Here is a 13,035-nt window from a genome sequence, read left to right as displayed (position 1 = left end):
AAGCTTCCGAAAGTTCACATCTTCAATGGCAAGGTACGTGCATGCTGCTTATCGACGCCGCGACACCCCCGACGTTGCCCGCAACCCCCGCGCATGGTGATGATCTGGAGGTTGCGAGCCGTGAGAGCGGTTAGCTCTGCTTGCGTCCGCGGCGAATCAGGAACACGCCAGCCGCCACTGCCAGCAAGGCGATGATGGCGATGCCCAGCACGGACGCACCGGTATTAGCCAGCGTGCGGTTCTGCTGCTTTGCGTCGGAAGCGGCAGGGGTGGTCTTGCCCTGGTCGCCTCCCTGAGCGGTCTGATTGGTCGCATTATCGGCGGGCTTGTTGTTGGTGCCGCCGGATTGCGAGGAACCGGTATTGGAAGAACCTGCGCCGAGGCTACCGAGTGCGAACGGCACGAGCAGCAACCACCACGGCACATCGCGGGGACGCGGCGAGATCCCGCCATCCTCGTAGGCGTTGGTGAAGGTAAATTGCACCACCGCGCCGGCATCGGGGCCGAGCTTCAGGGTTTGCTTCAGCGTGCTCTTTTCGGTGTTGAGGTCAACGCCGTCAATCTTCGCGGTTTCCACATCCTCGGTGATGGTGCACTCGGTGCCCACGGGGAAGGATTTGCCCACGGCGACCGGTGCCCCATCGCCCTTGACGGTAATGGTCCCAACGCCATCTTCTTCGGTGCCGCACTTGTAGTCGAAGGTGTATTGCTTGGTGCGCGCGTGATCGGCCAGTTCGTCGGTCAAGCCGGCGATGTTCTTGGCCACGGAGAAGGATGCCTTATCGGTCACGGCCTTGTTGGTCACCACAACCTGAACGTTCTCGCTATTGACCACGTTGACCTCGGCCTTTGCGCCGTCGTCAAGGATCTTTACGTTCGGGTCGTTCGGGTTCAGCGGGGCGAACACCGGCTTTTCAAAGGTCAAGCCAGCCACGGTTGGGAAGCTAGGCTCGCTCAGCACAACCTTGGTGCCCTTGGGAAGCTCCTGCTTGCCCTTCGCGCTGCCGTCCAGCGGAACCTCGAGGTATTCCTTGGTGTCCTTGCCATTGACCTTGTATTCGGCCAAGACGGAAAAGACGGTGCCTGCGGGAACCGGCGCGGAATCGGCGGCGAGCTTCTTGTGCACCTCCACGGAGCGACGATCCACGCCCTCGATGGTGCCCTTGCCGGACTGGGAGCGCTTCACCCCGCGCTCGAGCAGCTTAATGCCACCGATATCCGCCTTGTTCTTGGTCTCGGCTTCGAAAGGCGCAGGTTGGCCGTCGGCGGTAACGGTCTTGTAATTGATCACATAGTACTTTTCGGCCTTCCAACCACCCGCCGGGGCGGTGATGGTGACCTTAGCCTGAGCCCCATTGACCTCTACCTTGGAGTCCAATACAACCTCGGGCTCACGAGTGCGCAGGTCAGTGTCATTATCAATGGTGCCGATAATGCCGTATTCGCCGGCCACCAGCGTACCCTCAATGTACTTGTGGGCGTGGCCAGTCAGGGCGTCGTCAATGACCATGGGCTTGTCGCCGAGTTTGGCGGCTTCGGTGCCCGGGACGTGGATACGCCAGCTAATAGTCTTCTGATCATCGTTGTACCAGCCCCACTTCACGGGATACTTGGGGGCCTCGTCGAGCTGCCCAATAATGGTGCCCTTCGGGCCGGGCAGCCGCACACGCTTCACCTCGGACCCGTTCACCCGGAAATCCACGCCCTCTTGATCCCACGCTTCATAGGCTTGGGCCGCGAGCGACGCTTCACCCTTGACGTCATCCTTATTCACAAACCTCTTGCCAAAGGTGCACACAACCTTGCTCGGCGAAGCGGCGGTGGCCACACAGGTGCCATTGTCCTTGTTCGGCATCCCCGGAGGATCGTCGAGCGCGGTCAAGGTGAACGTCTCATCGTGGTAAAGGCGGAGCTGCGTTGGAAACTCCAGCTCAAACGTCTGGCCCTCAACGATCGGGCCGGTGGCCTCCCACTTCCACTTCACGGTGGTGTGCTGCCATTGAATCAGCGTCTCGTCCTGGCTGTGCTCCCGGCGATCATTGATCACCTGGATGTCGGAGATAACTACGGGGCTAGCGGCCTCCACAACGGCCCGTTCCGCGGGCTGGATGGGAGCTGCGTCCTCCGCTGGGAGCGCATCCTCCGCAGCATCCCCCAGCGGCTTCTTATCGGCCGGCTTTTCCTTAGTGGGTTCTGCGGTGGATTCTTCAGTGGGCTCGGCGGTAGTTGCGGCGGTGGTCTTCTCTGCGTCTGGTGCTTCCTGCGCGTGCGCTGGCGGCACGGTGAATAGTCCCGCGACCAGCGCGAGTGCCGCCGCGAACGCTATGAGGTAGCGCAGTAGATGAGCCACGCCAAACGGTGCTTCGGCGCGAAGATCTGTTCTCAATGTGCTTCCTTTTCGTTTTAACTTGCCCTAAGGTTTTCTTCCATACGGAAAACCGATGTGCGCTCGAGCTTTTCCGAGGGAAAAGCTACAAACCAGGGCTAGCCATAAGTTTTTACATTGAGAGTTTAAGGGTTTTCCAAGAGTCGCACCAGCGCGACCACACCCACACACCAATCAAGCGGGAAGCTACTGCATATATTTTTAGGAAAAATCGCAGGTCACAACTCGGCTTCGATTGGTTTTAGTGTTCAATTCAACACCCCCGCGAGAGTTTCCGTATTACTGAGAGGCGGCTGCCGACGCCGCCTTAGCGCGGATAGCCGGGTTTAAGTCCTGCAGCGGCGGGGTCCGCACCTAACGCCCATGTACGATCTGCCTCGCCCGGCGATAATGTAATCTGCCACCAAAAGTTCCATTATGTGTGGCTGAGTTATGCTGACGTACCGCCGTCAGGGTGTTTGCAGAGTTCAACGCATATTATTCGCCACTATTTTTCTATTTTAAGGGCTGCAGCTTCCGAAGATTTCACGCCGACAATCCCCCAAGGACAGTCATCCACCGCGACGAATGCACGGTCGGGGAAGATTTTATCAAGGCATGTTCCGAGGACTGCCTGGATACCAGTCCCGCAGATCGCTTGTGGCAGATCCCCCACGGTTGGTCCTTAACGCCTCCGCCGCAGCAATAAGGTCCCCGCTCTCCCCACCAACCTAGAACCTAGACGCACAAAAGGGCCAGCCGCTTGAAACGGCCAGCCCCGAAGTTACACGCCGCACTCCCCGATGGGGATCTTCCGGTGGTTCGCCCACTGGTCTAGCGCGTATTTGATTGCGTCCACGTAGGCGTAGGTGCCTTCATCGGAGGGGTGGATCAGGTCGCTGCGCAGCAGGGCGTGATCGGCGCGGGCACGCTGGCACCAGTCGGCAACGTAGAGGTTCGGGTAGGTTTCCTCGCCGATTTTCACTTCCTCGTGCGAGTTCGGGATCCAGGAGCGATCGCCGTACGGCATGACCAGCACCACCACGCGCTCTGGACCGGCGATTTCCATGACTTGTTTCAGGTGGTCTTGGCTAAGGTGCGCATTAGTACCAAAGCCGAGCACAAGGAACGGGTCGAGGGCCCCGGCGTTTTTCAGTTCGGTGACTATTTCCGGGGCGGCGCGAATGGTTCGGGATACCGCCGCGTCAACGTGGATGCCGGGGAATTGTTCTTCCAGCGCGGGCAGGCTGGCCAGCATCACGGAGTCGCCGACGGCGGTAATGCGGTCGCCGGTAGGAATTAGTTGCGGGCCGGTGATTGGCTTGGTCACGTCCGCCGCTTCCGCCGCAGGCACCAACGAGGAAGCGGCTTTCGACGCCGCCTCCTGCTGCTCTGCGAGCGTAACCAGGTCGCGTTCCAGCTCGGTTTCGTTCGGGGAGCTGGCCACCGCCAGGCCCGCCACCACCAGGATCGCCGCGCTGACGGCACCGGTGAGGCCGCGCAGCATGATCGGCTGGGCTTTCCAGCTGTCCCACAGGATGGCTTTGTAGCCGCGCCGCCGGATCGGGGTTTCAATCCACTGATACGACCAGTGGCAGATCGGCATGCTGATACCAAATGAGATCAGCCCGATAAGCCACGCGGGCACGGTGAGCGCCAGGTTATGGATCAGCTGCTCCAGCAGGATAATCACGGGCCAGTGCCACAGGTACAGGCTGAAGGAGCGCTCGCCTAACCAGCGCATAAAGCGCAGGTTCATGATCTTGTTCACCGGCCCGGCCTCGTGCACCACGGTGGTCAGCACGATGGCGGTAAGCACGGAGGCCAGCAGCAGCCCGCCGCGATAGGTGAATGGGTGCGTATCGTGCACCAGCATGACCATGGCGATCAGGCCGATCAGGGCGATCACGCCCACCCAGCTGGCGGTGCGGCGCAGCGGCACGCGTTCCCGCGGCCAGCTATCCCCATCGGGGTTGCCCACCGTGGTGGTGGCGGTCAGCGCGAGCATCACGCCAAGCAGCAGGCCAAAGGAGTGCGTGTCCGTGCCGTAGTAGACGCGGGTGGGGTCCTGAGCGGGATCGTACAGGTACAACATCCAGCAGAAACTTCCCAGGATCATCGCCGCGATAAACCACCGGATGTGTTTTCGCACGAACCGGTTCGCGGTCAGCGCCACAAAGAGCAGCGGCCAGATCACATAGAATTGCTCCTCGACCGCCAGCGACCAATAGTGCGCAAAGATCTGCACCCCGGAGTCCGCAAAGTAGCTCGCGGATTCCGCGACCTGCACCCAGTTGTTTACAAAGGCCAGCGTGCCAAAGAACTGGGCGACCAAGCCGACGGCGGGATCGCCCCCAACCATGCCGGCCAGCGCCGTCACCATGACCAGGACGGTGACGGCGGCTGGGAGGATGCGCCTGACGCGGCGTCGCCAAAAATCTTTCAGGTCAATCCTGCCGGTGACGGCCCGCTCCCGCACAAGCAGCGAGGTAATCAGGAACCCGGACAGCACAAAGAACATGTCCACGCCCAGGAACCCGCCCGGCATCGCATCGCCAAAGAAGTGGTAGATCACCACCACGAGGACGGCGAGCCCGCGCAGGCCGTCAATGCCCGTGACGCGACGAATTCGGATGCGGGGTTTCTTGCCTTGCGGCTTGCGTGCCGGAGGCGGGGCGTCCACCGTCGGGGCAACCGAGGGCGGCTCCAACGTGGCCACCGCCGTCCCACCCGCACTCAAACCGACTTCAGCGCTGGCGGCCGCGAATTGCCGCGTGGGCGCGCCCGATGGCGTATCCAGCGCCGCCGCGGATGTGGATTTCCCCGGGGCGGGTTCCGTGGAGGCCTCCACCGCCGCGGCGCGCGCCTTGCGCGTGGTGCCGTCAGGTTTGTCCGAGGCGGCGGCGGGGAAGCTTTCCGTGGGCGCTTCCGGCGCGGGGAAGCTCACCGTGGGCGCCTCGGAGGGCGCCGGCGCGGCGGGAACCTCCGCAAGCTCCAGCTCAGGGATATCGGATTCTTCTACCAGGTCCTCATAGTGCTCTGTTTTGTGCAACGCCGCCGTCTGATGGCGGATTCGTGATAGTCGACGCGCCCGAGCCTCTACGAGGTTATTCTTGCGAACCCGCGGCTTGGGTTGAACTCGCGTTTTTTGCCTAGGAGACCGTTTCTTGGCCACTCGTGTCCTACCTCTGCCCTTTCTTTATTCAGGCTCGCCGCGGCGGGCGAGACGCTACCTGTGAACCCCCTGTGCTGAATCGTGTTCCACAGCGAGCACATATGCCCGTGGAACTTTACACTGCAATCCTGAAGGAATTCTAAAGTGTGGTTGACACAACTACACGCCCGTTTCATGCCCACCTACAGGCGCTCTTTTGAAACCCAACGTAACCCATTGCTCCCCACCAATCATATAGCTTATTATCTACCCTCAACCTGCGAAAATACCCACGCGCCACCCCCATCGCACAACGCATTTCCGCCGCACGTTTCGCCATCGCACGAGCCCCCGTGTGCTGCGTTTTTTATGCGATTTACACAAGCGATTCCTCACCGGAAGCTGGCGGCGTATGGAAAATCCGCCCGCTGTGTGCTGGGAGTGTCACAAGCTCACCCTGATAGCCAAACGTCGCCTCCCGCTCCCCCAGATTCACCACCGCGAGCCCGTGCTGCAGCCGCCGTGAGAATAGCCCGGCGGCGGGGAAGGACGCGACGTCGCTAAGCGGCTTGCCGAGGTCAATGTCGGGGCGCAGGGGCATATCGTGGTAGCCATCGTGCGCGGTGGCCGTAACCGCGATATCCCGCTCCGGCAGAAACACCCACGCCGCCGCCAGCGCAAACTCGAGGTAGGGGTCTGCGGGCGCGCCGGTGCCGGGTACGCGCGCGATGATCAGCCCTTCCTGGTCCATCTCCGCCACCTGCGCAAGGCAATCCGCCACACTCAGCCAGCCGTCACCCGCCGTGCCCCAGCCGAGCCAGCATTCCTCGTAGCCGCCGCCGTAGCGTGCGTGTCGCGCCCAGCGCCCCGGCTCCACGCGTGATTCGGCGATATTCGGCACCAGCAGCAAACCGTGTTTGCTTATCGACGCCCCGGCTTCCGCAACCAATGCGTCCAGCCCAGCGCGCACCCGCTCCATGTCCAGGCCGTGACCGTAATAATCATCGAACACGTCATTGTCCGCCATGACGCCGTCGAAATCGGAGGCGACGAGTTCCGCGGTGACGGTGTCCACCCAGGCGCGGCGATACTTGGGGTCCCACACTTTTTGTTGGATATGGCCGGGGTAGCCCTCCCATTCGGGCACCGCTACGTTCGAATCAAGCTGCGCGGCCTGCGCCGGGGCGATGCCGGAGGAAAACACCGGCCCCGTCTCGTACACCCGCACGGAAGACAAACACTTGTACGCCAATACTGTTATATCTGGGTCCGCCTCACGGAAGCGGTGCGCGTGCTGGTTTTCCCAGGGTTGCAGGATCACCACGCGGAACCTTCCGGCCGCCTGTGCTATTTCCTCTTCGGTGAGCGGGCCGGCGTAACGGATCCACCCAAGGCGGGGGCGGGGCTTTGGATTAGCGTGCAAAGAAACGGCGCACACCCCCTCCGACCATCCGGAGTTTCCCTTGCTTGGGCAGGCGTTCCCAACCCCCGATCACAATGTCCTGTTCGCCGCGGCCCAGGTCAGCGGTGCGGGACACGTTGGTGCCAGCCCCGAGGCGTCGATAAATGGCGTTGTAGCGCACCATCACCTGCTCCATCAGGAAAATGGTGTGCGGGCGGGACAGTGCGTTGCGGTGCCAGCGCAGGTACAAATCCTTATCAAAGGCGATGCGCTGCACAATATCCGCAAGGCCCGTCACATCGCCCGGCTCCGCAAGGTCGCCGCACGGGCCCACCACGCGTTGCTCCTGGTCTAGGAGCGGGTCCAGCACCATTTGCTCCATGCCGCCAACGCGGGTGCCTATCACCGGCAGGCCGCCGACCATGGCCTCCAGCACCACCACCGGCTGGCCCTCATTAAAGCTGGCCAGGATCAGGGCATCATAATCGTGCAGGACGTCGCGGACGCGCATGGAACCCCGCAGCACCACCTTGTCCTGCAGCCCCAGGTTTTCAATATGTTCGAGACACTTTTCGTAATACTCCGGCAGGTGGTTCGTAGGGCCGAGGACATCCACCACCACATTGTCCACGCCGCGTTTGCACAATTCGTCCACCGTATCGATGAGCTCAAGGATGCCCTTAATGGGCACCACGCGGGCGATGCTGACCAGCCGCCACACCTTCTTTTCGGGCAGGTTATCTATCACCTCCTGGCGCCGGAAGCGGGTGTAGGCGAAATCATCCCACACGATGCCATTGGGCAGGATCTCCGATTTTTCGGGGTCGCCGCCTAAGTCCTTGGCCTCCTCGATGGCGCGCGGATACAGGTAGGTGATGTGATCCGTCATCGGGTACAACAAGGCGCCGAGGCGGATCCACCAATTGGTCCAAAACCATTCGAACGTGGTGCTACACAGCTCCCGGGGCGAATCGAGCGTTATGGGCAGGTTCATGCTGCGATCCAACAGCGTATTCACCGTGTCCTGAACGTACAGGTTGTGCTCGGTAAGCAGGAACCTGCCGTTGTTTTGCAGGCTGGCGGCGGCGGACACCAAGCTCGCATAGCCGGTGGTATGGGCGTGGTACACACGGGCCGGCGGGTGCACGCGATCAAGCAGGGCGTACATCAGGGAGAAGAAATCCCGGATCATCCAAAACAATTCATCAAGGCGGATATCGTCGGCCTGGCCCGCGGCGTCAAGGACGGCCGCCATCAGGTCGCGCCGCGGCAGCACCGACCACAGGCGCCACGAGCGAGTCTGCGGATTCACCGCATTCACATACAAGCGGCGTAATAATTCCGGATTACCCTGCATGCCGGCGCGCAACGCCTGTATCAGCGCGGCCGTATTGGGCTCCCCCGCAGTATCATTAACCGCGGCTTGGAACCCCGCCCGGTGCTCCTCCAAGGAAAGGTAAAGCACATCCACCCACGCCACATTCTCCGGCACGCCGTACAGGTCCTTGGTGGGGGCCTTGGAATCCCATGCGATATGGATAATGCCGAACTTCAGGTCCGGATTATGGGAAATAATATCGTGGACCACGGCGGAAACGCCGCCCGTAAGGAACGGGTAGGTCGACTCCATCACGATGGCAACATCGACCAATTCCAGCGGCGTATCGTCGCCGGGGAACCGATATTTGGTTTTTCTCACCACTTCACCGCTTTCTGCCAGAACATCTCAAACGGGGCATCCTTCATTCGATCCGAGGCGCTGCGTACCGCAACCACCGCCGACACCACGGCCGCCAACATGGCAAACACCAGGCCCGGGATCGCGCCCGCGAACACAAACACCAACGTGACCGCCAGGCAAAACGCACCCGAATAGATGGCGGCCTCGCGGTGCATATAAAACTGCGTCAACTGGAACACCGCAAGGTGGAACGCCAGCAGCGGGATCGGCACCAAAAAGAGCAGCAGGCTCAACACATCGTGCTTCATGCCAACCATGGCGGTAACCAGCAACACCCCCAGCGAAGACACCGCTGCCACGCTCAGCGTCAACGCGAAACACCGCGCCACATTATTGCGCGTCAGATCGATGGACTTCCGCAGCCCGGACAGCGGCGTTCGGTGGATCCCCAACATCAACGAATCCACATTCTGCCTGATCAACGGGTACTGGGAGCTGAAAAACACGGCCAAGCCGATCACCACCGGGATCAAACCCACATACACGGTGACAACGTCGATCTGATTCGAATACAACGCGATCAGGAAGAATTTATCGGCCCACAGAATACTGCCAAACAGCAAGCCCAAGCCAAGGTCCCACACTACGGTGTCACGGCGGGGAGACGTGGCGTCGAAAAGCCCCTGTAAGCCGCCGCCAATCAACGCCAATTGCGGCACCACGCCAGCAACCGGGGCAAAAAACCAAAAATGCGGGAAGAGCGTACCTTGCCATTGAAGATGTGAACTTTCGGAAGCTTCCCCGTGATGGTCATGGGGATGAGGAAGGAAGGTTCAAGATGTCTGTACAGATCCCTCCGGTAGATCCGGACCGGACGTTTACTGCGGAGCAGCGCCGGGAGATCGTGTTGGCCCATGCGGAGACCAAGCATGGTCTGAAGGGAGAGTTCCTCCGGGCGGCCGGGGTGACGCCGCGGCAGTTGTATTTGTGGCGGCGGCAGCTTGCGGCGGGCACGCTCGACATCGGGTTAACACCGCGAGAAAATATTCCTATGAGTGATGAAAATATCGTGGAGTTTTCTCGGCTGACACAGCGCAATCAGGAGTTGGAGGCGCTTAACGCCGAGCTGGGGGCGGAGCGTGCGAAGCTGGAGACCGAGCGCGCGAAGTGGGAGACTGCGCGCGCGAAGTGGGAAACACGTCACGCCAAATTGGAGGCGCGGATCGCTGAATTGGAAAAGGTGGTTGCGGATAAGGATGCTGCCACCACTGCGCATGCCAAGGCGGTGGAGGCGATGGGAAAAGCTATCGCCGCCATGCAAAAATATACCGATCGTTGATGCGTGGTGGCCGGAAACTTTCCCCAGAGCAGCAAGCCGATTTCGATGAGTTCGTTAAGCTTGAAGACCATATTTTAGAGTTGCTTGCGGCGGCTGGCTATACCCAAAACGCGGCATTGAAGCTGCTTGGGCTTGCGAAAACAACCCTGTATTACCGGCGGCATCCGCGGCCGAAGAAACCACCACAACACCCAAAGGCCGCGCCGCCGAAAACGATTAGCGCCCCGGAGCGTCAACGTATCGCCGCATTGCTTCGCGACGGTCGTGAGCAGGGATTATCGGTCTATAAAATCTTTTTCAGCCATGTCGATTCCGAGGAGCCCTTGCTCGGCTCATTGCGGACGTTTTACCGCGTGAACAATGAAATCAAAACGGTGCCAGCACCGCTGCGCCACGGCGCGCCACGGGCGCCGCAACCACCACGAATAGTGACCGCGACACGGCCCGGCGAAGTCCTGTGCTGGGATATCACCTGGCTCCCCGGATCCTTTATGACCAAGGGATTTCACCTCTACACCGTGCTGGACTTGCACTCCCGTAAAATCGTCGGCCACACCGTACAACTGCGCCAAGACAAACACATCGCCACCGACCTCATCGCCCAAGTCATCGCCGCCGAGCAGCTCAACCACGCCAAGGTCCGAGTCCTGCACACCGACAACGGTGCTGTCATGACCTCCACCCAAATGCGCCAAATGCTCGACGCCAACGGCGTAGAACTCTCACTCATCCGCCCCGGAGTATCCAACGACAACCCTTTCGAAGAATCCTCCCACCGCACACTCAAACACCACCGCTACGCCTTAACCAGCTACCCCAATATCAAGGCCGCCGCCAACACCATGGCCTCCATCATCGACGCCTACAACAACCACGACCCACACAGCGGCCTCGCCGGATTCACCCCACAACAGGTCTACACCGGCGAATGGAAACCACTACTCAAACACCGCAAAGCAAAGGAAGAAATCTACTACAACACCTACCCCCAACGACGCCCACCACGATCCATGTTCCAACCACCACCAGCCACCGTCGGCATCAAAATCGGAACACCACCACCAACCCCACAAAACCAAGTACAATAAAACCAAGAACAATCAAAGAAGTTCACAACTCAATGGCACGCGGCGGAGCAGCAGAAAAAACGCGTAACACACCCAGCCAGCAAAAATAAAATTAGCCTTACGCAACTCCTGAGCCGGAATCAACGACAACGCAAACACCAGGTTGGTCAGCAGGCCCAAAAGGTACATGGACACCTCAAACAAACCCCACGTATTAATCGTCCCCATAACCGCCCCGAAACCCACCAGAGGAACAACCGCGTAGCCCATGATCGCTGGGAACAGGCGCATAAGCTGATAATTAAACTCCCCCTCATCCGCGCGGCTCACATCCTGCAGCGGGCGGTAAAACGGCAACGTCACCGCGTGGGAAATCCACGGCACCGTCACGGAAACCATCAACACTATGGCGATCACACCGCGGATCTCAGCAACGATGAACGGGAACACCGTCATGAGCAGCGCGGTAGGCGAAAGCTGAACTAATGCTTGCCACACGCGCCCGAGGATCACCACGGAAGCCAACGCCAAAAGGCAAAAAATAATCCCCAACGCGGTGGGTAGCGCGGGGTTTGGGTCCACTCGCGTCAGCCAGGCCCATGCGCATGCAGTCCCCACAAAGGCAACGAAAGTTACCGACAATAGAACTACAACTGGGACCTGCCTGAAGTGGTTGACTTGAAGAGCCAAGGCCCGTTCCTTTCTCCAACTATGTGCAGGCTCAACTGGACGGTAGCACCATCCCTATCGAGTACCTTACCGGAGCACTTTGAGCGCAATATACTTCGCGACACCCAAGAAACAGCTAAACACCGCTTCAGAACTTGCAGATAGATCACCAAAACTTCGCAGGTAGGTGGCTATAAACTTCCACGTTGCGAGGGATCCTTAAACGCCCGAAAAATTAAATTAGTATTAAAATTCAGCAGCACACAAACTACCTTCGCTTTGGTATACCCTTACTGGACCCCTTGTGCCGCAATAATCGCACGTCAAAGCGCCCCGACCGCCCCCGTCGCCGCCAGGCTCAATGCACCAAAAGCCGATGCTTTACCCGACACCTTCTTACCCCCATTAGTGTTAGTGCATTAGTTGCAGCCATTACCGCATCGGTGCTGTTGCATTTTGATTCAAGGCCTCCCCATTCGGGTGAATTCGCCCTTGCGGAAACAAATGTGATTTCGGTTGGCGCTGAGGGGTTTCGAATCGCGGTGAGGGGCTTCGGGGGTATTGCATATTGCCAAAGGAGTACCAATTCCGGAATGCCCCCTTGTTTCGGCCCACCCATTCTCCCGCGCCGCAGCGGCCTAGCCCCTTCGCGGATCGGTCGTGCACTACGCATGAAGTTTTTTACACACGAAACCCGGATTCTGTGTAATTTTCATCATCCGGGGCCGTCTGGGACTGCCGCAGCGATATGTTTTACACGGATTTCGGGATTTTGATGTAAAAAATATCGGTAGACAGCGTTCAACTCCGGCACCGAAAAAAGGTTGCCCTCGATTGACCTTCAATCCTTTTCGTCACTGTGACGTTATTGGCCCATACTCCATATAGGGCGAGCGAATTGAAGGCCACAGCGGGGATATTCTCATCGGGCACTAAATAGTGATGCACAATGCTTATCGGAACGCACCCCAACCATCCGCAAACGCCTCGAACCAACCCAACAATCCCCGCACGCCCCCACATCTGGCACCGGCACCTAGCCCGTCGGAGCATGACTGCCCCCTCGGCAAGCGCAAAACAAATACGTAGCGCACTACGCATGAAGTTTTTTACACACGAAACCCGGTTCTGTGTAATTTTCATCATCCGGGGCCGTCCAGGGCCGCCGCAGCGATATGTTTTACACAGATTTCGGGATTTTGATGTAAAAAATATCGGTAGACACCGTTCAACTCCGCCACGGACAAAAGGTTGCAAACAATCAGTAGAGCCGCAATAACGCCACCCAAGGTATTTCGGTACAGGGTATCGGATCTCAACGCCTTAGCGGGGCTGCTATGGCGGCAAGCCATTTGCCC

The 13,035-nt window shown here is 59.5% G+C and carries 8 protein-coding genes; 2 read left to right on the top strand and 6 right to left on the bottom strand.

All coding sequences use genetic code 11. The annotated features are described in order from the left end of the window. Positions 1 to 130 precede the first annotated feature (130 nt). The 5 genes from CCANI_RS02070 to CCANI_RS02050 form a co-directional block, all read right to left on the bottom strand. Positions 131 to 2,386, bottom strand: a complete 2,256-nt coding sequence (locus tag CCANI_RS02070) for a DUF5979 domain-containing protein (RefSeq protein WP_146325722.1) — start codon at positions 2,384 to 2,386, stop codon at positions 131 to 133. A 763-nt stretch (positions 2,387 to 3,149) separates the two neighbouring features. Then, complete coding sequence (locus CCANI_RS02065) at positions 3,150 to 5,417, bottom strand: acyltransferase family protein (RefSeq protein WP_246118318.1); 2,268 nt, start codon at positions 5,415 to 5,417, stop codon at positions 3,150 to 3,152. 478 nt (positions 5,418 to 5,895) lie between these two features. Next, complete coding sequence (locus tag CCANI_RS02060) at positions 5,896 to 6,942, bottom strand: putative glycoside hydrolase (RefSeq protein ID WP_186750456.1); 1,047 nt, start codon at positions 6,940 to 6,942, stop codon at positions 5,896 to 5,898. After that, positions 6,932 to 8,620, bottom strand: a complete 1,689-nt coding sequence (gene pelF, locus CCANI_RS02055) for a GT4 family glycosyltransferase PelF (protein WP_146325720.1) — start codon at positions 8,618 to 8,620, stop codon at positions 6,932 to 6,934. The genes CCANI_RS02060 and pelF overlap by 11 nt, the downstream gene beginning before the upstream one ends. Beyond that, complete coding sequence (locus CCANI_RS02050; RefSeq protein WP_146325719.1) at positions 8,617 to 9,324, bottom strand: hypothetical protein; 708 nt, start codon at positions 9,322 to 9,324, stop codon at positions 8,617 to 8,619. Before CCANI_RS02050 ends, pelF begins: the two co-directional genes overlap by 4 nt. A 116-nt stretch (positions 9,325 to 9,440) precedes the next feature. Here CCANI_RS02050 and CCANI_RS02045 point away from each other — a divergent pair, with 116 nt between their 5' ends. Continuing rightward, positions 9,441 to 9,941 carry a transposase gene (locus tag CCANI_RS02045; protein ID WP_146325764.1) on the top strand — a complete coding sequence of 167 codons (501 nt, stop codon included), beginning with the start codon at positions 9,441 to 9,443 and terminating at the stop codon, positions 9,939 to 9,941. After that, positions 9,941 to 11,029 carry a DDE-type integrase/transposase/recombinase gene (locus CCANI_RS02040; RefSeq protein ID WP_290211329.1) on the top strand — a complete coding sequence of 363 codons (1,089 nt, stop codon included), beginning with the start codon at positions 9,941 to 9,943 and terminating at the stop codon, positions 11,027 to 11,029. The genes CCANI_RS02045 and CCANI_RS02040 overlap by 1 nt, the downstream gene beginning before the upstream one ends. A 12-nt stretch (positions 11,030 to 11,041) precedes the next feature. Here CCANI_RS02040 and CCANI_RS02035 read toward each other — a convergent pair whose 3' ends face one another. Further along, entirely contained in the window at positions 11,042 to 11,698 is a 657-nt protein-coding gene (locus CCANI_RS02035) for a hypothetical protein (RefSeq protein WP_146325358.1), read from the bottom strand. Positions 11,699 to 13,035 lie beyond the last annotated feature (1,337 nt).

The organism is Corynebacterium canis (genome assembly GCF_030408595.1).
Classification (GTDB): domain Bacteria; phylum Actinomycetota; class Actinomycetes; order Mycobacteriales; family Mycobacteriaceae; genus Corynebacterium; species Corynebacterium canis.
This window is presented reverse-complemented; position numbering and strand designations above follow the sequence as displayed.